The organism is Ferrimonas senticii DSM 18821 (genome assembly GCF_000422665.1).
In the GTDB taxonomy this organism is placed as follows: domain Bacteria; phylum Pseudomonadota; class Gammaproteobacteria; order Enterobacterales; family Shewanellaceae; genus Ferrimonas; species Ferrimonas senticii.
Map to the genome: position 1 here is coordinate 1 of NZ_KE383900.1, position 23948 is coordinate 23948.

20 protein-coding genes are annotated in these 23948 nt (G+C 54.6%); 12 read left to right on the top strand and 8 right to left on the bottom strand.

What is annotated here, in order from left to right; translation table 11 throughout:
• Positions 1 to 87: 87 nt before the first annotated feature.
• Both G506_RS20035 and G506_RS0116700 read right to left on the bottom strand, forming a co-directional pair.
• Positions 88 to 1095, bottom strand: a complete 1008-nt coding sequence (locus tag G506_RS20035) for a hypothetical protein (RefSeq protein WP_205619512.1) — start codon at positions 1093 to 1095, stop codon at positions 88 to 90.
• Between the two features lie 266 nt (positions 1096 to 1361).
• On the bottom strand, positions 1362 to 2021 hold the full coding sequence (locus G506_RS0116700; RefSeq protein ID WP_028117867.1) for a DUF2076 domain-containing protein: 660 nt from the start codon (positions 2019 to 2021) through the stop codon (positions 1362 to 1364).
• 146 nt (positions 2022 to 2167) lie between these two features.
• Here G506_RS0116700 and G506_RS20980 point away from each other — a divergent pair, with 146 nt between their 5' ends.
• On the top strand, positions 2168 to 2308 hold the full coding sequence (locus G506_RS20980) for a hypothetical protein (RefSeq protein ID WP_156904935.1): 141 nt from the start codon (positions 2168 to 2170) through the stop codon (positions 2306 to 2308).
• Here the strand turns inward: G506_RS20980 and G506_RS0116705 are convergent.
• Entirely contained in the window at positions 2305 to 3243 is a 939-nt protein-coding gene (locus tag G506_RS0116705; RefSeq protein WP_028117868.1) for an MBL fold metallo-hydrolase, read from the bottom strand. The two genes, G506_RS20980 and G506_RS0116705, sit on opposite strands and share 4 nt — an antisense overlap.
• Positions 3244 to 3492: 249 nt before the next feature.
• Positions 3493 to 5427, bottom strand: a complete 1935-nt coding sequence (locus G506_RS0116710) for a propionyl-CoA synthetase (RefSeq protein WP_028117869.1) — start codon at positions 5425 to 5427, stop codon at positions 3493 to 3495.
• A gap of 240 nt (positions 5428 to 5667) precedes the next feature.
• On the opposite strand from G506_RS0116710, the gene G506_RS0116715 reads away from it, so the two are divergent.
• Positions 5668 to 6153, top strand: a complete 486-nt coding sequence (locus G506_RS0116715; RefSeq protein ID WP_028117870.1) for a VOC family protein — start codon at positions 5668 to 5670, stop codon at positions 6151 to 6153.
• A 141-nt stretch (positions 6154 to 6294) separates the two neighbouring features.
• Entirely contained in the window at positions 6295 to 7524 is a 1230-nt protein-coding gene (locus G506_RS0116720; RefSeq protein WP_028117871.1) for a DEAD/DEAH box helicase, read from the top strand.
• 927 nt (positions 7525 to 8451) lie between these two features.
• On the opposite strand, the gene G506_RS0116730 is transcribed toward G506_RS0116720, so the two are convergent.
• Together G506_RS0116730 and xapA are read right to left on the bottom strand one after the other, a co-directional pair.
• Entirely contained in the window at positions 8452 to 9711 is a 1260-nt protein-coding gene (locus G506_RS0116730; RefSeq protein ID WP_028117873.1) for a NupC/NupG family nucleoside CNT transporter, read from the bottom strand.
• A 9-nt stretch (positions 9712 to 9720) separates the two neighbouring features.
• Complete coding sequence (xapA, locus tag G506_RS0116735) at positions 9721 to 10551, bottom strand: xanthosine phosphorylase (protein ID WP_028117874.1); 831 nt, start codon at positions 10549 to 10551, stop codon at positions 9721 to 9723.
• A gap of 139 nt (positions 10552 to 10690) precedes the next feature.
• Here xapA and G506_RS20040 point away from each other — a divergent pair, with 139 nt between their 5' ends.
• From G506_RS20040 to G506_RS0116780, 9 genes are all read left to right on the top strand, one after another.
• Complete coding sequence (locus tag G506_RS20040) at positions 10691 to 11575, top strand: LysR substrate-binding domain-containing protein (protein WP_240473449.1); 885 nt, start codon at positions 10691 to 10693, stop codon at positions 11573 to 11575.
• A 1195-nt stretch (positions 11576 to 12770) separates the two neighbouring features.
• The gene (locus G506_RS0116745; protein ID WP_028117875.1) at positions 12771 to 13178 is read left to right on the top strand and encodes a MerR family transcriptional regulator; all 408 of its coding nucleotides are present in this window, start codon (positions 12771 to 12773) and stop codon (positions 13176 to 13178) included.
• A gap of 121 nt (positions 13179 to 13299) precedes the next feature.
• The gene (locus G506_RS0116750; RefSeq protein WP_028117876.1) at positions 13300 to 14469 is read left to right on the top strand and encodes an isovaleryl-CoA dehydrogenase; all 1170 of its coding nucleotides are present in this window, start codon (positions 13300 to 13302) and stop codon (positions 14467 to 14469) included.
• Between the two features lie 10 nt (positions 14470 to 14479).
• Entirely contained in the window at positions 14480 to 16087 is a 1608-nt protein-coding gene (locus G506_RS0116755; RefSeq protein ID WP_028117877.1) for a carboxyl transferase domain-containing protein, read from the top strand.
• Positions 16088 to 16096: 9 nt separating this feature from the next.
• Positions 16097 to 16879 (top strand): enoyl-CoA hydratase-related protein, encoded by a 783-nt coding sequence (locus G506_RS0116760; RefSeq protein WP_028117878.1) that lies wholly within the window; start codon positions 16097 to 16099, stop codon positions 16877 to 16879.
• Positions 16880 to 16881: 2 nt separating this feature from the next.
• Positions 16882 to 18819 carry an acetyl/propionyl/methylcrotonyl-CoA carboxylase subunit alpha gene (locus G506_RS0116765; protein WP_028117879.1) on the top strand — a complete coding sequence of 646 codons (1938 nt, stop codon included), beginning with the start codon at positions 16882 to 16884 and terminating at the stop codon, positions 18817 to 18819.
• A gap of 1 nt (position 18820) precedes the next feature.
• The gene (locus G506_RS0116770; protein WP_028117880.1) at positions 18821 to 19717 is read left to right on the top strand and encodes a hydroxymethylglutaryl-CoA lyase; all 897 of its coding nucleotides are present in this window, start codon (positions 18821 to 18823) and stop codon (positions 19715 to 19717) included.
• A gap of 90 nt (positions 19718 to 19807) precedes the next feature.
• Positions 19808 to 20506 (top strand): CoA transferase subunit A, encoded by a 699-nt coding sequence (locus G506_RS0116775; protein ID WP_028117881.1) that lies wholly within the window; start codon positions 19808 to 19810, stop codon positions 20504 to 20506.
• Positions 20507 to 20530: 24 nt separating this feature from the next.
• Positions 20531 to 21187 carry a CoA transferase subunit B gene (locus G506_RS0116780; RefSeq protein ID WP_028117882.1) on the top strand — a complete coding sequence of 219 codons (657 nt, stop codon included), beginning with the start codon at positions 20531 to 20533 and terminating at the stop codon, positions 21185 to 21187.
• A 200-nt stretch (positions 21188 to 21387) separates the two neighbouring features.
• On the opposite strand, the gene G506_RS0116785 is transcribed toward G506_RS0116780, so the two are convergent.
• Positions 21388 to 22308 carry a hypothetical protein gene (locus tag G506_RS0116785; RefSeq protein ID WP_028117883.1) on the bottom strand — a complete coding sequence of 307 codons (921 nt, stop codon included), beginning with the start codon at positions 22306 to 22308 and terminating at the stop codon, positions 21388 to 21390.
• Positions 22305 to 23939 carry a hypothetical protein gene (locus G506_RS0116790; RefSeq protein WP_028117884.1) on the bottom strand — a complete coding sequence of 545 codons (1635 nt, stop codon included), beginning with the start codon at positions 23937 to 23939 and terminating at the stop codon, positions 22305 to 22307. The genes G506_RS0116785 and G506_RS0116790 overlap by 4 nt, the downstream gene beginning before the upstream one ends.
• Positions 23940 to 23948 lie beyond the last annotated feature (9 nt).

The window sequence follows — 23948 nt, forward strand, 5'->3', positions numbered from 1 at the left end:
TTCATGGTGGACGCTCCTTCAGCGAATTAAGCAACTCAACTGCTTAATTCTGGCGCATTACGACGCCGTTTCACGGAGGGGCGTCCATCACATCATTACAGTTTTTGAGTAAGTTAGTATATCGTGCGATTGTTTTTCATCGTTCGATTGACCAAAAAACTCTTTCAACTTTTGATCAAATTTATCAAATGACTCAAATGTATTTCGTTCAAGTTTTATTGCTTCTGGGTTTAATGGTATTGGTGCGACAATTTTAGGAAGTAACTTTCCTTCGTTCAAAGTTACGCTTTCAACACGAATCCATAAACGGCCACCAGCCATTGACATTGGACAAGCATGTGTAACTAAGTCGCGATATGAGCCTAATACATTTAACCAACCGTTTTTATCACAAGCATTTTTAAAGTTAGCTCTGAATAATGTAGGCTGACTCTTATCTTTGAAATATTTTTTGAATATTCGAGATGTCATATTCATGTGCTGTACATCCAACTTTTCATCATCTGTTAATATGAAATGAAAAATAAACTCGGATAAGTAATCCCTTAAAGTACATGCGTCAAATAAAAAGTACTGAAAAGAGTTATAGATCTCTTTTGAGAATCCATCTTCAAATTTTCTTCCTATTTCAATTTTTTCTCGTACACACCGTCCCATAAGCTGCTTTCTGTATCTATGGGACAGTACTTTAAATGACCCATTTAAAGCACCAATTTGATGAGATATCCGTTTAGCTATATCCCACAAGAACGCATCCTTTATTTTGTGACCTTGATTTGACACATGTGACCAGTGCCAAATAGCTTCAGTGTGTGACCATGCTTTTGATTTATAAGCTGTATGAGCTCTCCATTCAGATGGAGCACTACCATCGAAATGAGATACATCAGTATAAAACTCTGTACCAACTAGTTCGCTTAATCCTACGTGAGCTAATCCTTCATATAACTTTTGATATGTTGGAATCGTTATCACTGCCGATTTACCATCAATAGTGCTAGGGTAAATCTTAACTTGATTAGATGAAGGTAAATTAATTGCATGAATACCACCGAGAAAATGGACATCCCTCCCTGATATTGGCCAATTATTCAATTTTATTCTCCATAGTTTGACAAAGTAGCTAACAGCTTATAGGAGAAATCATGCCTCCTATCCTCGTTCTGCAAGCATTCTATCGCGCCATATTGAAAGTTGTCACCGTGACACTTTAGCAAATTAGATCAATATCTTACTGGCAGTATTTGAGATTGCTCGTTACGATTTAAATTCGGCGGAACAACTAAATCCTCCAATGACAACACAAAAAAAGGGAGCCAATCGGCTCCCTGTTCGCTATCACGGTAATTACCGCAATTGAATTAGATATCTTCGTCGCCGCCGAAGTCGTCAAAGCCGCCGTCGTCAAAGCCACCGAAGTCTTCGCCACCGCCGAAACCAGCGTCAGCAAAGCTGTCGGTGCCGGCATCGGTGTACTCAGAAGCGAAACCGGAATCGCCGCCCAAGAAGCTGGAACCGGCTTCTTCAGTGGCTGCAGTTTCAACCGCTTCTGGCGCCGCTTCGGCTACTTCTGGTGCCGCTTCAGCCGCAGCGTCAGTCGCCGCGCTCATATCGGCAGCGTCGTCACCGAACAGCGCGTCGCTGATCAGGTTACCAACAACCATACCGGCGGCGATGCTAGCGGCAGTTTGCATAAAGCTGCCGAACGCGCTTGGCTGGTGTACTGGCTGTGGTGGCATTGGTGGTGGGGTTTTACCGCCCATCATACGGCTCAGGGTGCCACGCTCTGACTCTTGCTTGAAGTGGGCCACTTGCTGCTCAAGGAAGTCGTTTTTGGACTTCATCTCTTTCAGTGCCATCTCTTGCACCAGCACCGCTTGGGTCAGCTTGTACACGATGTCTTCTTGAGAACCGATCTGTTGGTTGATCAGCGCTTCCGCTTCGGCGTCTTTTGCTTGAGTTGGTGCCGCTTTCAGTTTATCCGCAACGTTTTGGATCAACTGTTGTTCTTGTGGGGTCATGGTTCAATCCTACGACTTAAATGGATTAGTTTTAGCGCATCCTAGCCTAACCCAAGCGCGCTGCTAACTACTTAATATTACTTTTTTAATCAACAGCTTAAATAAAGATCAATTCGTAACCAGTTGTAACTGAACCACCATCACAAGTGAGCATTCACATACGCCAGACAGCGCTGCTGGCACTGCTGCCATTGATGTTGATCTGCCCCAGCCGAGCTCAGGTTACCCCCGCAGTGATCGCTCTGCGGGAGCATCTGCGCCAGCGTTGCCAGCAATATCCCGTTTAGGCGATGTAAAAATCACCCAGCACCTTGCTGCGACGAAGATCCTGATACTGCAGCGCGTCGTGGCTGCACAGCACCTGCAGTGTCGGTTCGGTCGCCATCAGATGATTCAGCCACACGAATTGCGCTTGCAGCTGCTTTTCATCCTCTTTAATCCATGAGGCGTTTTTCATCTTTTGCTTAACGATGTTTTCCATCGACCAGCCAATATCAACGCTATGGATAAACTCTTGGCCCGATTCCAGCTTGATGTAGAACATCAACGAATCCGCTGAATGGCCAGGAGATTTGATCGCCACCAACCCCGGGGCAATCGGGTAGTACTGGTTAAAATCCACCACGATAAATTGGTCAACGATTTGCTGGCTAATTTTCAGGGTTGGCTTATGCGGCTTGGCCACCATCTGCTGTGCAGTTAGCTGGTTTAGCCACACTTTCGGCGCCAGTTGTGGCAGCTCTGCTGAACGCACCACCCCACCGACGTGATCGCCGTGATAGTGGCTGAACGCAATCAGTTTGGCCTGTGACAACGCCTGTTGCAGCACTTGATAACGCTCTGGGTAGAAGTTACCCCCTTTACCAAAGGTCAGATGGGTTGCTTCGTCCATGCCACTGTCGAGCATGATGGTGCCATCGGCGTATTGCAGCTGGTAAGCGGTGCGCTCTAATTTAATTTTGCGGTTGGCCTCAGCCCCTTTCACCACAATGTTGGCTGGGCGTTCGGTATCGGCAATGCTCAGCACATTTAGGCCAACTGGTAGGGCACCAGTCACGCTGGTGGCTAACTGACGAATGCGAGCCAAATCCGGGTTAAACAGCGGCATCTTCACCGCACTTTGTTCAGTCAAACTGGATGCCAGAGCTGGGCGACTAGCAACGCCTAGGCCTAAGCCAACGAATAGGGCGTTTTTGATAAAGGTTCTTCTGTTGTTGTTCATGGCGTTGCTACTCCGTTAAAGCTGATGACATATGTGAGCGACTGAAGCTCATCGAATGCCGCCATAATAAGTAAGCGCGGTTATCACCACGGTGACCACAACATGAAACTTTGTTCATTTGCAGTTAGCGGCTCGGCCTCCCGCAACAACTTAGCCCGCTCAATCGCCGCTGCAACCGGCTTAGCCAAATCCCCTGTAGCAAAAGGGCTAACCAACGAATTGGTTAGCCCTACCCACGCGCTCACGCGCTTAAGCCACCGATTGCGTTCCATACCCCAGCCGCGCCAACGCTTGTTGGATCAATTCCAGCGCCGCTGGATCTTCAATGGTGGCAGGCACTTTCACTGGTTTGTTGTCGGCCATCTGGCGCATGGTGCCGCGCAGGATCTTGCCCGAGCGGGTCTTGGGCAGCTTCTCCACCACGGTGACCAACTTAAACGCCGCCACCGGCCCTACTTGCTCGCGCACCAGTCCAATCAGATCGGCATCCAATTGCTGATCGGCAATCGCGCCGGCTTTCAGTACCACCAACCCCAGCGGCAACTGCCCTTTAAGTTTGTCGGCCACCCCAATCACCGCCACTTCGGCGACGCTCGGGTGCTGGGCTAGTACTTCCTCAAACCGGCCGGTCGACAGTCGGTGACCGGCAACATTGATGATGTCGTCAAGGCGGCTCATCACGTACAGATAGCCGTCGTCATCGAGATAACCGGCGTCACCGGTAAGGTAGTAGCCGGGATAGCGGCTTAAATAGCTGTCGATGTAGCGTTGGTCGTTGCCCCACAGGGTTGGCAAAGTGCCCGGTGGCAGCGGCAACTTAATCGCAATCGCACCGCTTTGATTGGCAGCCACTTGTTCACCGACTTCATCGAGAACTTCAACCTGATAACCAGGAATGGCGGTGGCGGGCGAACCGGCTTTAATCGGCAGCGGCGTCAGCCCCTGCAAGTTGGCGCAGATCGCCCAGCCGGTTTCGGTCTGCCACCAGTGATCGATCACCGGCTTGCCGAACACTTGGCTGGTCCATTCTAAGGTGTCGGGATCGCAGCGCTCACCGGCAAGGTAGATCGCTTGTAAGCAGTCGGTGTTGTAGCGGCGGCACTGAGCCCCGGCCGGATCATCGCGCTTAATCGCCCGCATCGCCGTCGGCGCGGTAAAGAAACTGCGCACTTGGTACTGTTCAATCACCCGCGCAAACGCGCCAGAGTCCGGGGTGCCGACCGGCTTACCCTCATATAACACGGTGCTGGCGCCCACCAACAGCGGCCCATAGACAATGTAGGAGTGGCCAACCACCCAACCGACATCGGAGGCCGCCCAAAAGGTGTCACCGGCTTTGATGTCGTACACCGCCTGCATCGACCACGCCAGCGCTACCGCATGGCCGCCGTTATCGCGCACCACCCCTTTGGGCGTGCCGGTGGTGCCGGAGGTGTAGAGGATATAGAGCGGATCGGTCGCCTTAACAGGAATCCAATCCGCCAGCGGCGCGGCGCTGACGCTCTGTTGCCAATCAAGATCGCGGTCTGGGGTTAACTCGGCGCTCAGCTGTGGCCGCTGCAGGATCAGACAATGCTCAACCTGATGCTGACTTTGTGCCAACGCCGCATCCAATAGTGGCTTGTAGGCCACGGTGCCGGAGGGCTCGATGCCACAGGAAGCGCTGAGCACTAACTTCGGTTTGGCGTCGTCAATTCGAGTCGCCAGCTCCGCCGCCGCAAAGCCACCAAACACCACCGAATGAACCGCGCCGATCCGGGCACAAGCCAGCATCGCCACCACGGTTTCCACCACCATCGGCATGTAGATCACCACGGTGTCGCCTTTGTTCGCCCCCAGTTGCTGCAAACAGCCCGCCAGTTGCGCCACCTGTTGTTGTAACTCGGCGTAACTGACGCTCTGCTGCTGACCAGTTACCGGACTGTCGTAATGGATGGCGATACGCTCGCCATGGCCGGCCTCTACATGACGGTCGACAGCGTTGTAACAGGTGTTGAGCACGCCATCGCTAAACCAGCGGTACAGCGGCGCGTTACTGTCATCAAGGATGGTGCTGGGGACGTTAACCCAATCGATCAATTCGGCGTGCTGTCCCCAGTATTGCTGTGGATGCTGTGTTGCCTGCTGTTGCAGTTGCCAAAGCTGCTGTTGATTGGCCTCGACGGTATTGGTTGGGCTGCTCATCACGATAGGGTCCTTACTTCGATTGATAGCGCCAGTTGTAGCAACTGCACCCGCCAGCGCCCATTAGACCAATGATTGAAACGCACTCGCCTTATTCGTGCCCGCTTTCACGGCACGCCAACAATCACAATAAGTTATTAAATAAATAACAAATGATAATTTCTGTTAATGCTCGTGCCGCCATAGACTGTGCTCATCGAAACAATCCTGTTTCCCAATGGTTAAGAGTTGGAGCGCATTATGAAAATGAGTCACGTAGGCATCATGGTCAACGATATGGACCAAGCGATTGAGTTTTACACCAAAGTGCTAGGCATGCGCGTGGTGATGGGCAACACCAAAGTGGTTGAAGAGTCCGAAACCGCCATTGGTCGCATGTGCATTGCCGTATTTGGTGAAGGCTTTAAAGGCTTCAATATCGGCCACTTGGTTACCAGCGATGGCGTCGGCTTTGAACTGTTCGAAATGGTTGACCGCGAACAGCGCCATCAGGTGGATTTCAGCCGCATCGGCTTGTTCCACTTCGGCTTAGAAACCGACGATTTTGAAGGGGTCATCGCCCGTACCGAACAGTACGGCGGCAAGGTACGGATGGACATCCATCGCTACCACCCAGAAGACGACAGCAAGCCAGCGAAAATGGTTTATCTGGAAGACCCGTTTGGCACCTTGTTTGAGCTGTACTCACACAGCTACGAAGAAACCTACGCCTCTGATTACGAGTAATTCGTCGCATCAAAGCGTCCTAAACCTCAGGCTGACAACAATCTCAGCCTGGGGTTTTTCATGTTTGGCACTGGCGGTCAGCACTGCCAAATCACACTTTTCTGGTACACTCTGCGCCCTTTTGTTTGTCGGTGTTTAACCATGCGTTTTGACCAGTTTGCCCTTGATGATCGTCTGCTTGCCGCGCTTACGGCGCTGGATTATCAAACTCCTACCCCAGTTCAAGCGGAAGCGATCCCGGCGCTGCTGGATGGTCGAGATGTGATGGCAGGGGCGCAAACCGGCACCGGCAAAACCGCCGCCTTTCTGCTGCCGATGTTGCAGCGCTTATTAACCACCCCGGCCAATAAGCAACCGCGCGCCTTGGTGTTAGCGCCAACCCGCGAACTGGCACAGCAAGTCGCCAGCAACGCCCGCCAACTGGCAGCCAATACCGAGCTGAAGATCACCGCCGTTTACGGTGGCACCAACTTGGGGCCGCAGATTGATCTGGTAAAGCCGGGCGTCGATCTGCTGGTGGCAACCCCGGGACGGCTGCTGGATCTGATTGGCAAACGAGTGATCAGCCTTAAGCAGGTGGCGATGGTGGTGTTTGATGAAGCCGACCGCATTCTCGATCTCGGCTTTAAAGAGGAGATCCGCCAAGTGCGCAGCCAGTTGCCAAAGCAGCGGCAAACCGCACTGTTCTCCGCCACCTTCGACGACAGCATGTTTGAATTCAGCAAGCGAGTGCTGACCGAACCACTGCGCTTGCAGCTGAATGAACGCAACAGCACCGCCGCCAAAATCGAGCAAAAGCTGTATGTGATCGACGCCGAGCGCAAAGCCGAATTTGTTGCTCACCTGATTGCCAAGCAGCAGTGGCCACAGTTGATCGCCTTTACCCGCACCAAAATTGGTGCCGATGAGCTCGCCAGCGCCCTCTGCGCCAACGGCATCAACGCCGCCAGCATCCACGGCGACAAAACCCAAAGCGCCCGCGACAAGGTGTTAGCCGAGTTTAAACAGGGGCAGTTGTGTGCGCTGATCGCCACCGACGTTGCCGCCCGCGGCATCGATATCCAGGGTCTTGATGTGGTGATTAACTACGACCTGCCCTACATCGCCGAGGATTACGTCCATCGCATCGGTCGCTGCGGCCGCGCTGGCCGCGAGGGGTTAGCGCTGTCGCTGCTGTGCCCCGGCGAAGAGTATCTGCTGGAAGAGATTGAAGCGGTGATTGGTGATCGCTTAGGTCAGCAGTGGTATCCGGGCTTTGAGCCGGATTTAACCAAAGAGCCGCTGGACGATCCCCGCAACAGCCGCGCCGCCCAGAAACGTCGTGCCAAAAAACGCGGCCGTGGCGGTCGCACCGGTAACCGTCGCGGTTAATAGCATTCTGCATAATCATCTGGTCTATCTGACTTTCCCGGTAAACGCTCTTGCTCAAGCCTTCGGCGGTCAAGGGCGGTGCCCTTTGGATTCCCCTTAGCCTGCAAGGTTGACGAGAGCCACTGTAATAAGCGGCATCGAATGCGCAAACCAATGCAATTTATAGATGACGGTTGCGCCAACGGGCTTTGGCCGACTCGCGGCGCTGAGCGGTGTGCTGCGGATTGAGGCCGGAGGCCATGGATGGCCGAAGTGCGCTGCTAAGCCATGGATGGCGCATCAGCGCAGTGCCGAAAGGAGCAGCACAAGGAGCGAAGGGTTGTCGCCGTGTTGGAGGCTTTCGGGTGTGCAGAGGGCAACGCCCTCGCCCGCCGGAGGCTAACGGCTATGAAATGGGAGATTGAACATCGCGATATTAGCTGCAGCCACCGGCAATCTTGCTCTTACAGGCCACGGCGGACCAATCACTGCTAACGCTCTTATCTTTACCTCCGGTGGCCTAGGGCTGTGCCCTTTGGAATCCACTGCGCCTCCAAGGTTGACGAAAGCCCCTCGTTCCCACCGCACTGCGCGGCCGTACCGGCCCGAGGCGGCATCCATGCCTTCACGGGCCTCTCGGGCATCCTGCCCTCGGCTTGCCGCTACGTTTGCGGTTTCACTCGGCGTCAACAAGTCGGCAAAAGCACTCTGATTTACCCTCATCGAAAACAGAAACGTCAGCAGTTTGCTGTAACAGTTGCGCCAACGGGCTTTGGCTCTGCTCTTACTAACGACTGCGAACTAATCACTATCAACTCTCTTCTCTTTGCTTCCGGCGGCCTAGGGCTATGAAATGGAAAATTGAATGTCGTCGGTATTAGCTGCCATCGGCAATAAAAAAGCGGCTCCAGAACGGAGCCGCTTTGTGGTCTTGGCAGTGGGTTATCGCTACGCCAGCGAGAAGAAAATGCCGGCGATCGCCGCGCTCATTAAGTTAGAGCAGCTGGCAGCAATCAAAGTGCGTACACCGTATTTAGCAATAAAGTCGCGGCGAGATGGGCACAGAGTGCCAATGCCGCCAATCAGAATGCCGATAGAGGCGATGTTGGCAAAGCCACACAGGGCGAAGCTAACAATCACTTGGGTTTTCGCTTGCAGCAACTGACCACCAGCCGCTAACACCGCCGCTGGATCTTTCAGATACGGCGACAGATCGGAGTAGGCCACGAATTCGTTAACGATGATCTTCTTGCCGATCAGCGCCCCAGCGATGTCGATATCCGCCAGCGGCACCCCTAATAGGAACGCCAATGGGGCGAAGATCCAACCAAGGATAATCTCCAGCGACAGCTCCCAACCAAACAAGCCACCTAGGCTGCCCAGCAGGACGTTTACCAAAGCCACCAGACCGATCATGGTCACCAGCATGGCACCGATCGCCGCCGCCAATTTCAGGCCGCTCATCGCGCCCTCACCGGCCGCCGCCAGCACGTTCTCTGGGCGTTTGCCATCGAACTGAGTTTCTTTGCTGATGGTGTATTGCGGAGTGGTGGTTTCTGGGATCACCAGCTTGGCAAACAGAATACCGCCGGGTACCGCCATAAAGGACGCCGCTAACAGGTAGTTCATATCAACCCCCATCATCGCGTAACCCGCCAATACCGTGCCGGAAACCGACGCCATACCACCACACATGATGGCGAAGAACTCGGAATCGCTCATCTTCGGCATGTAAGGCTTCACCACCAACGGCGCTTCGCTTTGACCAACAAAGGCGTTGGCCACCGCCGACATCGATTCCGCCTGTGAAGTGCCCAGCGCCTTAGCGACTAAGCCACCGATGGTGCGGATCACCAACTGCATAATGCCCAAATAGTAAAGCACCGCGATAAAGGCGGAGAAGAAGATAACCAGCGGCAACACGTTGAGAGCGAAAACAAAGCCAATGCCTTCAACCGAGAAGTTCACCAAGTTGCCAAACAGGAAGCGAATGCCCGCTTTGCCGCTGTCTAATACCGCATGAACCCCATGAGACAAGCCTTGTAATGCCTGTCGACCCAGCGGCACATACAGCACCAAGGCGCCAATCGCCATTTGCATTAACAGCGCCAAACTGACGGTACGCCAGTTGATAGCGCGACGGTTGGTGGAGATCAAAAAGCCGATCAGCACCAACACCGCGATGCCAACAAAACCAATTGCAAACATGGGAGATCCTTATGCCGCAAAGTGGCTTTGCATAAACTGTTCAATCAGTTTGATGAAGTTGCCTTCGGCAAGCTTGGCGCTGGCCAGGGTTTGCTCGTGAGACAATTCAACGTCACCGAGTCCTTCAGCCATGTTGGTGATGGCACAGATCGCCAGCACCGGCAGGCCGCAATGGGCCGCAGAGATCACTTCTGGAACCACGGACATACCCACCACATCGGCACCGATAATCTGCATCATGCGGATCTCAGCCGGGGTTTCGAAGTTCGGTCCGGTGTAGGAGACAAACACCCCTTGGTTCAGGTGGATGTTGTTGTTTTGGGCAACCTGCAAGGCTTCGGCGCGCAGATCGCGATCGTAGGCGTTGGCAAGACTGAAGAAGCGCGGGCCGTAAGCCTCATCATTCGGGCCACACATTGGCGATTCCGGCATGGTATTGATGTGATCGGTAAACATCACCAATGAGCCCACATCAATTCGCTCTGGACGCAGCGAACCGGCGGCGTTGGTCACCAGTACAAATTCACAGCCTAAGCGCTTGAAGGTGCGGATTGGGGTGGTCATCACCTTCATATCACTGTTTTCGTAGTAGTGACCACGGCCCTTCATGCACACCACATCGACACCGTGCAGTCGCCCCAACACCAATTCGCCAGAGTGGCCGGAAACGGTGCTGACTGGGAAGCCCGCCAGCTGCGCGTAAGGGATCACCACTTTGTCTTCTAACGCATCGGCGATCACCCCTAGGCCAGAGCCTAAGATCAAGGCCGCTTTCGGGTTAAAACCTGGCTTACGGGCGCGGATGGTATCCACCGCCACCAATACTGGATCGTGTTTCATTTTTATTGTTGCTCTTGTAGGTACAGAGGCGAGCAAAATAGCAAAAAACCCATTTGCGAACGTATGCAAATACCCCACTATCGTGCTGATTTTCAGTATAATCCGCCAAAATTTCCCTCTCGAACGACGGCTAATTGCGGTGATAAACGACAAATTGACCCTGCGCGCCCTGCGCTATTTTTCGGTACTGGCTCAGACCCGCCATTTCGGCCAAGCCGCCGAGCGCTTGAATATCACCACCTCGCCGCTGAGCAGCAACATCAAAGAGCTGGAACAACAGCTGGGGGTTAGCTTGTTTGAGCGCAACTCCCGCAATGTCCGGTTAACCGCCGCCGGCCACGCCTTAAAAGCCGAATGTGAGCAGCTATTCAAACAGCTAGATCAGTCGATTATTCGGGTGCAGCAGGTCGCTCAAGGGGAGTTGGCCGATCTGACCATCGGCTTGATCAGTACCGCCTTTTGGTCAGGGCTCGGTGAGCTGCTGACGGCGCAGCGGCAACGGCGACCACAGCAACAACTGGAACTGATTGAGGCCAGCCCGCAACAGCAAAAGAAACTGATATTGGCCAAGCAGCTCGACATTGGCTTAGTGCGTTACGCCGACGCCCAGCAAATTGCGCCATTAACCGCACGGCGCTTAACCCATGAACCGTTCATGGTCGCCCTCAATGCCCAGCATCCGTTGGCTCAACAGCCGCAACTGAGTTTTAGCCAAGTGGCACACCATCAATGGTGCGTATTCAATCGGCAAAATTCCGCGTCGACCGAACTGTTATTGGCCGCCAGCCAGCAGCAAGGGATAACGCCGTTGGCGCTCAAATCATTTATCGAACCCAATACCCTGATGGCCTACGTCGCCCACAGTGACAACGTCGCCATTGTTCCCGCCAGTTTTGCCAACCAGCACTGGCACAATCTCACCTTCATTCCTTTCGATGAGCCACTCGAAGCGGGGCTTTGGGCGATATTCCACCAACCATCTCTGCCCGTTACTGCCACCGAATTCTTAAACCATTTAACTTAATCATCTGGTCAATACAGCTTTCCCGATGAACGCTCTAGCCTCCGGCGATCAAGGGCAATGCGCTGTGAAATCCCCTCGTTCTCACCGCAAAGGGGTAGCCGCGAACATGTTCGCGGGATTATTGAACCGCTGACGGTTGCTCCATCGGGCTTTAGCTCTTACTGCCCACTGCGAGCTAATCACTATCAACTCTCTTCTCTTTGCCTCCGGCGGCCAAGGGCTGCGCCCTTTGGAATCCCCTTAGCCTCCAAGGTTGACGAGAGCCTCTCGTTCCCACCGCACTGCGCGGCAGCATCGGCCCGAGGCGGCATCCCTGCCTTCACGGGCCTCTCGGGCATCCTGCCCTCGGCTTGCCGCTACGTTTGCGGTTTCACTCGGCGTCAACAAGTCGGCTTAGAGCCGTCATAGCAACCGTCATCAGAAGTATCAAGGACAGCAATTCTCTGGCAACGGTTGCGCCAACGGGTTTTGGCCGACTCGCGGCGCTGAGCGGTGTGCTGCGCATTGAGGCCGGAGGGCAGGATGCCCGAAGTGCGCTGCTAAGCCATGGATGGCGCATCAGCGCAGTGCCGAAAGGAGCAGCACAAGGAGCGAAGGGGTGTCGCCGTGTTGGAGGCGCTGGGGTGTGCAGAGGGCGCAGCCCTTGCCCGCCGGAGGCTAATGGCTATGGAATGGGAGATTGAGTGTCGTCGGTATTAGCTGCCATCGGCAATATTGGCCTTGCTACCCACGGCGAACTAATCATTGCTATCGCTCTTATCTTTAACCTCCGGTGGCCAAGGGCTGCGCCCTTTGGAATCCCCTTAGCCTCCAAGGTTGACGAGAGCCCCTCGTTCTCACCGCACTTCGCGGCAGCATCGGCCCGAGGCGGCATCCCTGCCTTCACGGGCCTCTCGGGCATCCTGCCCTCGGCTTGCCGCTACGTTTGCGGTTTCACTCGGCGTCAACAAGTCGGCTTAGAGCCGTCATAGCAACCGTCATCAGAAGTATCAAGGACAGCAATTTTCTGGCAGCGGTTACGCCAACGGGCTTTGGCCGACTCGCGGCGCCGAAGCCTGAGTCCGGCGGCCAGCCCGTCCAAATTTACTGACGGTCGCCAGTGATTGCAGATGGTCAACAATTGCCCACCCAGGTTTACCTTAACGTAAAGGTGAGATACGTTAATCGCATGTAACAACACACGGACGCGGTTACGATGCCAACCAAAGAAACTACGTACTCCATCAGCGAGTTGTCGAAAGAGTTCGACATCACCACCCGCGCGATCCGCTTCTACGAAGACCAAGGGTTACTGAAGCCTAAGCGCCGCGGCCAAACTCGGATCTACAACCTGCAAGACCGAGTGCGCCTGAAACTGATCCTGCGCGGCAAACGTTTGGGCTTTTCGTTAGCGGAAACCGGCCGCCTATTTGACCTCTATGACGCCGATCGCAGCAGCCGCACCCAGCTGCACACCATGCTGGAGCTTGTGTCGGAGAAAAAGGCCGACTTGCAGCAGCAGATGGACGACATCCGGGTGATCATGATGGAGCTGAACTCCGCCGAAACTCAGTGCCTCGACGCACTGGCGCAATTACCCGAGCAAAGCCTCGCCGACAACTAATGCGGCGGGGTAGCCCACCCCGCCTAAAAACAACCACAGCAGATTAGAGATCGCGCCACAGCCGCCAGCAAGAGCGGCGCGCCAACCAACTACGAGGCCAAGCCTCACCGGGAGAAGTGACATGGAACTGTACCTCAACACCTTTAACTTTGGCCTTGGCGACACTGCCGAGATGCTGCGCGATGCCGTGCGCGATTTTGCCCAAGCGGAAATTGCGCCGATGGCGGAAAGCATCGACCGCGACAACGCCTTCCCCAACGAACTGTGGCGCAAATTTGGCGACATGGGTTTGCTTGGGATCACCGTCGATGAGCAGTATGGCGGTGCCGGCATGGGCTACCTTGAGCACGTAATCGCGATGGAGGAGATCTCCCGCGCCTCAGCCTCGGTAGGGCTCTCCTACGGCGCTCACTCCAACCTCTGCGTTAACCAAATTCACCGCAACGGCAACGACGCGCAGAAGCAAAAGTACCTGCCGAAATTGGTCAGTGGCGAACACATCGGCGCGCTGGCGATGAGTGAGCCCGGCGCCGGTTCCGACGTGATGTCGATGAAACTGAAAGCGGTCAAAGATGGCGATCACTATGTGCTCAATGGCAACAAGATGTGGATCACCAACGGTCCCGATGCCGACGTCTATGTGATTTACGCCAAAACCGATCCCGAGGGCGGCAGCCGCAGTGTCAGCGCCTTTATTGTCGAGCGCGGCAGCGCTGGCTTTAGCCAAGCGCAGAAGCTCGACAAACTGGGGATGCGCGGCTCCAACACCTGCGAATTGGTGTTTGAGGATGTCCGAGTGCCGGCAGAAAACCTGCTGGGCAACGAAGGCGATGGTGCCAAAATCTTAATGAGTGGCCTTGATTACGAACGAGTGGTGCTCTCCGGCGGCCCGCTCGGGATCATGGCCGCCTGCGTCGATAACGTGATGCCCTACATCGCTCAGCGCCAGCAGTTCGGTAAAGCGATTGGCGAATTCCAATTGGTGCAGGGCAAAGTCGCCGACATGTACACCCGCGCTAACGCCGCTCGCGCCTTTGTTTATGCGGTCGCCGCCAGTTGCGATCGCGGCGAAACCACCCGTAAAGAAGCCGCTGGCGCGATTCTTTACAGCGCCGAGTTGGCAACCCAATTGGCACTGGATGCGATTCAGCTGCTCGGCGGCAACGGCTACATCAATGAATACGCCACCGGCCGCTTGCTGCGCGATGCCAAGCTGTACGAAATCGGCGCCGGCACCAGTGAAATTCGCCGCTTTTTGATTGGCCGCGAGCTGATGAACGAGATGAAGTAAGGGCAAGTCGATGACGGTATTACGCAGCACCATCAATCCCTCATCCCCGGAGTTTGCCGAGCGCCAACAAGGGATGAGCGAGTTAGTCCACGATCTTAAGCAGCAACTGGCGACCATTCTGCCCGGCGGCAACCAAGCGGCACGAGAGCGCCACAGCAGTCGCGGTAAGTTGCTGCCACGCCAGCGCATCGAACAGTTGCTGGATCCCGGCGCCCCGTTTTTAGAGATTGGCCAGTTTGCCGCCTATCAATGCTATGACGACCATATCCCCGCCGCCGGCGCCATCGCAGGGATTGGCAAGGTCAACGGCATCGACTGCATGATTGTCGCCAACGACGCCACAGTCAAAGGCGGCACCTACTACCCGCTGACGGTGAAAAAACACCTGCGGGCGCAAGAGATCGCTCAGCGTTGTCATCTACCCTGCATCTATCTGGTCGACTCCGGCGGTGCCTTTTTGCCACGCCAAGATGAGGTGTTCCCAGATCGCGACCACTTTGGCCGGATCTTCTTTAACCAAGCGCAGATGTCCGCCGCCGGCATTCCGCAAATTGCGGTGGTGATGGGGCTCTGCACCGCCGGTGGCGCCTACGTGCCAGCGATGGCCGATGAATCGATCATCGTTAAGAACCAAGCCACCATCTTCTTGGCCGGGCCGCCATTGGTGAAAGCCGCCACCGGTGAGGAGATCAGCGCCGAAGATCTGGGCGGCGGTGCGGTTCATACCGAAATTTCTGGGGTCGCCGATCACCTCGCCGACAACGACCAACACGCCCTACAGCTGGCCCGCCAAGCGGTGCTGCGGCTGAATCATCAAGGGGCGCAGCCGCTTAAACGGATCACCCCGCAGCCACCGAAGTTCAGCGCCGATGAGCTGTATGGCATCGTCGGCACCAACCTCAAGCAGCCGTTTGAGGTGCGCGAGGTGATTGCTCGCTTGGTCGATAACTCCGATTTCGACGAGTTTAAAGTCCGCTTTGGGGCGACGTTAGTGTGCGGCTTTGCCCACCTCAACGGTTACCCGATTGGCATCGTCGCCAACAACGGCATTTTGTTCAGCGAATCGGCACAAAAAGGCGCCCACTTTATTGAGCTGTGTTGCCAGCGCGGCATTCCGCTGCTGTTTTTGCAAAACATCACCGGCTTTATGGTCGGCCAAAAATATGAACACGAAGGGATCGCCAAGCACGGGGCCAAGCTAGTAACCGCGGTGTCTTGTGCCAAGGTACCGAAATTCACCGTGGTGATCGGCGGCAGTTACGGCGCGGGCAACTACGGCATGTGTGGCCGCGCCTACGACCCCACCATGATGTGGAGCTGGCCAAACGCCCGTATTTCAGTGATGGGCGGCGAGCAAGCGGCAGCAGTATTGGCGCAGGTGAAAACCGATCAGCTGGCCAAACGTGGCCACAGTTGGAGCGACGCCGAACAAGCGCAATTTAAAGCGCCGATCGTCGAACAGTATGAGCGCCAAGGTCATCCCTACTACGCCTCGGCGCGGCTGTGGGACGATGGCATCATCGATCCTGCGCAAACCCGCGAGGTGCTGAGCATCGCCCTTGAAGCGGCGCTGAATGCGCCGATTGAGCCGACCAAGTTCGGCGTATTTCGGATGTAAGGGGGCCAGATGCAGTTCACCACCTTACGGCTAGAAATAAACAACGACATCGCTCGGCTGACGCTGGCCCGCAGCGACAAACACAACGCCTTTGACGATGGCATGATTGCCGAGTTGCTCAGTGCCATGGCGACTATCCGCCAGCAGCCCAACCTTCGTTTGCTGGTGCTGGATGCCGACGGCAAACACTTTTGCGCCGGCGCTGATTTGGCGTGGATGCAGCGCCAAGCGCAGATGGATGAAGCCGCCAACCTCGCCGATGCCGAACAACTGGCCGAGCTATTCCATCAACTCGACACCCTACCGATCCCAGTGCTGATGCTGGTGCAAGGGGCGGCCTTTGGCGGCGCGCTCGGGCTAGTCGCCTGCGCCGATATCGTGCTGGCCGATGCTCGCGCCCGCTTCTGTCTGTCGGAAGTCAAATTGGGGCTTATTCCCGCCACCATCGGCCCTTATGTGGTGCGCGCCATCGGCCTGCGCCAAGCCCGCCGCTTTGCCCTAACCGCCGAGGTGATCGATGCCGAGCAGGCGCTGCGACTGGGACTGGTGCATCAGCTGTGCGATGACCTTGGTGAGGCCAGCAAAGCGATGATCGCCACCCTCAGCAACAATGGCCCACAGGCACTGAAAGCCTGCAAAGCGTTGCTGCAGCAGATTGAGCACGCGCCACTGGATGAAGCGCTGCGCCGTGACACCGCCGAGCGGATCGCCGCCATTCGCGTCAGTGACGAAGGCCAGCACGGCCTGCAATCGTTCTTTGACAAACAACCGCCCCGTTGGCAAGGACGCTAGCCATGAATACACCTAAGCAAAGCCTAACCAAAGTCTTAGTGGCCAATCGCGGCGAGATCGCCTGTCGAGTGATGGCCACTTGCCAAGAGCTGGGGATCGCCACCGTTGCGGTCTACTCCGACGCCGACATTAACGCCCAGCACGTACAGCAAGCCGATGAGGCGTTGTATCTCGGTGCTGCCGAAGCTAAGCACTCCTATCTGGATGTCGATAAGATTTTGGCGGTGGCCAAGCAAGCCGGTTGTGATGCCATCCACCCCGGTTACGGCTTCCTTTCAGAAAACCCCACTCTGGCCCGCGCCTGTGGCGAGCATGGCATCGCCTTTATCGGCCCCAGCGCCGAAGCGATCGAGCAGATGGGCAGCAAATCCGCCGCCAAGCTGATTATGGAAACCGCTCAGGTGCCGATGCTGCCGGGCTATCACGGCAACGCCCAAGATGACGCCACCTTAACCGTGGAAGCGGAAAAGATCGGCTATCCGCTGCTGGTCAAAGCCGCCTTTGGTGGCGGCGGTAAAGGGATGCGCATCGTTGAACGCCATGCCGATCTGCAAGCAGCACTGGACAGCGCCCGCCGCGAAGCGCAATCGGCCTTTGGCAACCCGCAACTGCTGCTGGAACGCTATCTGATCAGCGCTCGCCACGTCGAGGTGCAAGTGTTTGCCGATAACCACGGCAACGCGGTCTATCTGTCGGATCGCGACTGCTCCTTGCAACGCCGTCACCAAAAGGTGGTCGAGGAAGCCCCAGCACCGGGATTATCGGATGAGCTACGCCAGCAGATGGGCGAAGCCTCGGTCCGTGCCGCCAAAGCGATCAACTACAGCGGCGCTGGCACCATCGAATACCTGCTGGACAGCCAAGGCCGATTCTACTTTATGGAGATGAACACCCGCTTGCAGGTCGAACACCCGGTCACCGAACTGGTCACCGGCCAAGACTTAGTGGCATGGCAATTAAGCGTCGCCGCCGGTAATCCGCTGCCGCTGACCCAAAGCGAGCTCAGCGTCCAAGGCCACGCCATGGAAGTGCGTTTGTACGCCGAAGATCCGGCTAACGACTTTATCCCCGCCACCGGCACCATCGCCAAGCTGCGTTGGCCGCAAGGGGCAGGCTTTCGCATCGACAGCGGCATCGCCGAGGGCGACAGCATCACCGCCTATTACGATCCGATGCTGGCCAAACTGATCGCCTACGGCGCCGATCGCCAGCAGGCACTGGCACGACTGCGACAACTGCTGCGTGGCACCGAACTGTTTGGCCTAAGCCACAACCTGCCCTATCTGGCCAAGGTGCTGGCACACCCTGAGTTTGCCGCCGCCAACTTAGACACCGGCTTTTTGCCACGCCATCAGCCTGAACTGTTGGCAGGTAGTCAGCCGCAACTGGCGGCAGCAGTGGCCAGCTTGCTCAGCTGCCAGCAGCCACAGTTAGGCTTTCGCTTAAACGCCCCTGCGCAACTACAGCAACAGTGGCAACTGGGCGAGCAACGGTTAGAGGTGGCTCTAACCGAGCTTAGTGATAGCGTTTGGCAAACCGCAGCGGGGCAGCAACTGCAACTGCTGGCTAATGGCGATAGCCCCAGGCTGATTGTTGATGGTCAGCCGCAACTGCTGCGCACTCACCAACACGGCGACAGCTGGGAGATACAACTGAATCAGCAGCGCTATCTGCTGGCGCCCTATCAGCATCAAGCCGAAGCCGCTGGCGCCTGCGATAAAGCCCTGCAAGCGCCGATGAACGGCACCTTTATCGCCAATCTGGTGAAACTGGGTGAGGCGGTCAGTGCCGGCCAACCGCTGGTGGTGATGGAAGCGATGAAAATGGAATACACCATCAAGGCGCCCAACGATGGCACCGTCGCCGAACTGCCGTTTAACAGCGGCGATCTGGTCAGCGATGGCACCCAGTTGGTCGCCCTAGCCGAAGCGGAGGCCTAAGATGCGTCCTCATCGAGTAAAAATCGTTGAAGTCGGCCCCCGCGACGGCCTGCAAAACGAGCCAGAAGTCAGCTTTGATGACCGCCTATGGCTGGTTAATGCCCTAAGCGACACCGGCCTAAGTCACATCGAAGCGGCCAGTTTTGTCTCGCCCAAATGGGTGCCGCAGATGGCCGACGCCGACAAGCTGATGGGCCAAATTGAACGCCGTGCTGGCACCACCTACGCCGCGTTAACTCCCAACCTAAAAGGCTTTGAAGCGGCGATCGCCGCCGGAGCCGACGAAGTGGCGGTGTTCGCCGCCGCCTCGGAAAGTTTCAGCCACAAGAACATCAACTGCAGCATCATCGAATCGATAGAACGGTTCGAGCCGATCCTCGCCGCTGCCCGCGCCGAAAACATCCGCGTCCGCGGTTACGTTTCTTGCACTTTAGGCTGCCCCTACGAAGGCACCATTGCCCCCGCCAAAGTGGCGGAGGTATCGCAGGTGCTGTTTGAGTCCGGCTGCTATGAGATCAGCCTTGGTGACACCATCGGCACCGGTACCCCCGATAAGGCGGTGGCGATGGTCGAAGCGGTGGCAGCGCGAGTACCGATGGGCTTGCTGGCGCTGCACTTTCACGACACCTACGGCCAAGCGCTGGCGAACGTCGCCGCGTGCTTAGAGCTTGGGGTAAGCACCATCGACAGCTCAGTTGCTGGTCTCGGCGGTTGCCCCTACGCCCGCGGCGCCAGTGGCAACCTCGCCACCGAAGATCTGCTGTATATGCTCAATGGCCTTGGTATCGACCACGGCGTGGATCTGGCCAAGCTGATTCAGGTGGGTAATCAGATCAGCGACCGCCTCGGGCGGATCAATGGCTCCAAAGTGGGGCTGGCGAGCAAGCCCAGTTGTTAGTTTTTAGTGATTAGCTTTTAGTAAGCCGTTGCCGCAGCATCCACACGCCGCGGGTCAGAGCATCAACTTTACCGAACACAAGGAATCATCATGGCAGGATTCGACAAAGTAGTGACCAGCTACGCCGAGGCATTGGCTGGCCTAACCGACAACATGACCGTTATCGCCGGTGGTTTTGGCCTTTGCGGCATTCCCGAGGGCTTAATTGCCGAGATCAAACGGATGGGCACTCGGGGCTTAACCGTGGTTTCCAACAACGCCGGCGTCGATGGCTTTGGCCTTGGGCTGCTGTTGGAAGACCGCCAGATCAACAAGATGATCGCCTCCTACGTTGGCGAAAATGCCCTGTTTGAAAAGCAGCTGTTATCGGGAGAATTGGAAGTGGAGCTAACCCCACAAGGCACCCTCGCCGAGAAGATGCGCGCTGGCGGCGCTGGCATTCCAGCGTTTTTCACTGCCACCGGTTACGGCACCCCGGTCGGTGAAGGCAAAGAGGTGCGCCAGTTCAATGGCCGCAACTACATCTTGGAGGAATCCATTACCGGCGACTTTGCCATCGTCAAAGGCTGGAAAGCGGATCGCTTCGGCAATGTGATCTATCGTCACACCGCCCGCAACTTCAACCCGCTGGCCGCCACTGCCGGCAAAATCACTGTGGTCGAAGTGGAGGAGATCGTCGAGCCCGGCGAACTGGATCCGGCGCAAATTCACACCCCTGGGATCTACGTCAATCGGGTGATCCAAGGCAGTTTTGAAAAACGCATCGAACAGCGCACGGTTCGTGGTTAATTGCAGTCAGAGGAGAACAACATCATGGCACTGAATCGCGAACAACTGGCCAAGCGGGTCGCCCAAGAGCTGCAAGATGGCTACTACGTTAACTTAGGCATTGGCATTCCAACGCTGGTGGCCAACTACGTCCCCGAGGGCATGCAGGTGATGCTGCAATCGGAAAATGGCCTGCTGGGGATGGGGCCGTTCCCCACCGAAGACCAAGTGGATGCCGATATGATCAACGCCGGCAAACAAACGGTCACCGCCATCACCGGCGCCTCGATTTTCGACTCCGCCGAATCCTTTGCGATGATCCGTGGCGGTCACGTAGATCTTACCGTCCTCGGCGCTTTTGAAGTCGACGTGCAGGGCAACATCGCCTCATGGATGATCCCCGGCAAACTGGTCAAAGGGATGGGCGGGGCGATGGACTTAGTCGCTGGTGCCGACAACATCATCGTCACCATGACCCACGCCGATAAGCACGGTAACTCAAAACTGCTGAGCCAATGCAATCTGCCGCTAACCGGCGCCGGCTGCATCAACAAGGTGGTTACCGATCTGGCTTACATCGAAATCAAAGACGGCAAGTTCCACCTGATCGAACGCGCCCCTGGGGTATCGGTCGAGGAGATCATCAGCAAAACCGCTGGCGAACTGGTGGTGCCAGAAAACGTGCCAGAGATGCAGGTTTAGTTCCGTTGAAATCACTGATAGCGGCTAGCCTCTATTAGGGCATGTTGATCTTTCGTAATGGATTTTTGAGCAGCATGGTAAAGGGTTACAATTTGCTTCGCCAGAAGTAAAAAAGAACCCAATACCATGCCTAAAATAATGCTAACGATAGTCAACTTATTTTTAACCGCAGTCAAAAGTAGAGGTTAGGTCGCCATTATTCATTTCAGTTCGTCTGGAATTACCACTTCAGCGCCACTCTCTTGAATCGTGTTCGCGCCTGATTTTGACTTCTGCCCTGCGCAATCAATCATAATTTCACCGTTAACGCGGATCTGCTGACAGCCTTCTGGAATTACTTGTTTCTCTTTCTCAACAATTTTTTCTTTCTCAACGATTTTTTCTTCAACAACCGTTTCTACCTTGGTTACTTCTTTAATCAGCGGTTCTTCCGTCGCCCAACGCCATAATCGAAATGCTATAGCGGCAATTAAAACTGATAACAGAAGTGCCAGCAACAATGTCACCAAACCACGAACGAAGCGTTTAAAACGATTGTTGCGATGCTGTTCCTTTACAGCCCACTCTTGCTGTTTAATTGCAGACAACCGTTCATCATGAGCAATCTTTTGTTCAGCTTGGTCGAGCGCCTGTTGCTGCAACGCCATCTCGCCTTTCTTTATTGCAGATTGCGCTTGGCTATTTGCTTCTTGTTGCGCCAAAGCTTGTTGTTGCACTTCATTTCGTAGCGCTTGCATTTGGGCTTCGTGTTTGAACTTCAGTTGTTCTTGCTCAAGCTCAAGTGCCCGTTGCTTTTCAATCACCTCGGACTGAATTTTTTCACGCTCAAGTTGCTCAGCAGCTTGCTGTTTAATTTCCTCTACCGCTATGGGCTTTTCTGATGCGGGTTGAGAAGGCTGCACTTCGTGAGCCTTCTGAATTGCTTGGGCTTTCTGAGTAGATTCTTTAACGGGCTCCACCGATTGCTCGGCAGCCTTTTCAGAGTGCTCAATTACAGCATTCAAGCTGTTAGGCTTATTATTGGCCTTGGATTGAGCTTCCTTAGCGTCCTTTGTGTCGAAACGCTTCAAGTGCTTTTCTGTGTTCAACCGGTTGAGAATGCTTAAGTCAATCTTGCTCACGCTTTAGCTTCCTCAGCCTTCAACTCCACCATTTCTACTGGTGCTGGTTTCGCATTTGCTTCTGTCTTACCTCTGGCTTCGTATTCATCGATTACTAATTGCATTTCAGCGGCGGTCAGGTTCTCTGGCACTGGGATGAAGACATTCTGCAGCACTGGTTCAACTTTAACGATTTCAACAGCAACTTCGTGGCGAACTGGGATGATGCGATCAACCTCAACCAACTTTTCAACGATGGTTTGAATCTCAACTTCTTTTACGATATCAACTTCAACTTCCTTGATGATTTCAACCTCAACCTCTTTCTCGACTTCACGAATCTTGGTGCGGCGAGCAGCCCATACGCGTAGGTATTTCAAAAGCTTGCCTTTGTTAGTGACGTTGCGCTGAAGATCAGCCATTTTCTTGTCGTGATTGGCAATGCACTTTTGTCGTTTGATAATGTTATTAAGTTTGCGCTTCTCGCTAACCAATGCTTCCTTTTCAGCTTTTAGTGCTTCACGTTTTTTACGTTTTTCAATGCGAACCGCACGATTAGGGGCAGAGCCCAACGAAAACGCAAGGTTAAGCAAGAAATACAATGGATAGATAATCAAGGAAACAAAGCCGATGAACAAACTAAATGGGTCATTGGAACGTTCCAGTCCAAGTGTGTCTGTAATGCTATTTATCAGATTCACATAGGTTTGTTGCTTTGTTGCGAACTTGTTTTCAGTAGAAGCATGGGCGTTTAGATCAATGCGGTCTTTGCGAGTAAGTTCCCGTACCTCAGTCTTAAGGTTTGTAGCTGCCGCCATGGCGTTGCCAATCTGAATTTGCGCTTGTTCCATAGATAATTGCAGCATTTTGATAGATTGGTCGTTCTGCTCTTTTTGTTGGCCGTAATCTCTCACTGAAGCAGCACAATCGATTGAATCTTCGCAGTTACGCCACTTTTCGCCCGCCCGACGCTCACTCATCTGAGTGCTGATCTGAGCATTTTTAGCAGTGAGTTCTTGGATTGTAGCGGCAGATTTCTCAAACAGTTTCTGCGCGTTTGCGGCCTTGGCTTCTTCCGATGCGATTTGCAGCTTTAAGTCGTCAATCACAACCTTGTTATTACCTGCTTTGGTTTTAACCGTTTTTGCTTGCTCTAAATCACGAAACGAACTGTCTTTTAGATAGGAGTTGATACCTGCAAATGACAGCGCAGCAAAACTGATTACAACAAACGGCAACGCGATGAAACGCATGAATCGGCTTTGTGTTGGCAGGTTGGAAATGATAAAGCTGACCCAGACCAGAACAGCGATTTCTGCAATCCCGATCAGCAAGCCAAAAGGGGTAAGGCTTAAAAACAAAGGCTCTTCGTCGAACAATTGACGATAGCCCATAATGTTAAACAAAATGATACCCGACCCCATCAGAAAGGTCATTACAAGTAGCACTATGCTGCGCTTATCACCATTAAGATCGCCGGTTTCAGCCTTTGGCTCATTGGCTAACTTTGTCTTTGGGTTATTTTCGCCAGTTGGTTTTATTACTTGTTCAGATGCTTTTTCAACTTCTAACTTGCTATCTTCGACCGCGGAGTTTAGCTCAACTCGGTCGTTAAAACTTATATCAGCCTGATTCGTTAGTGTCTTATTCATTAGGTTTTA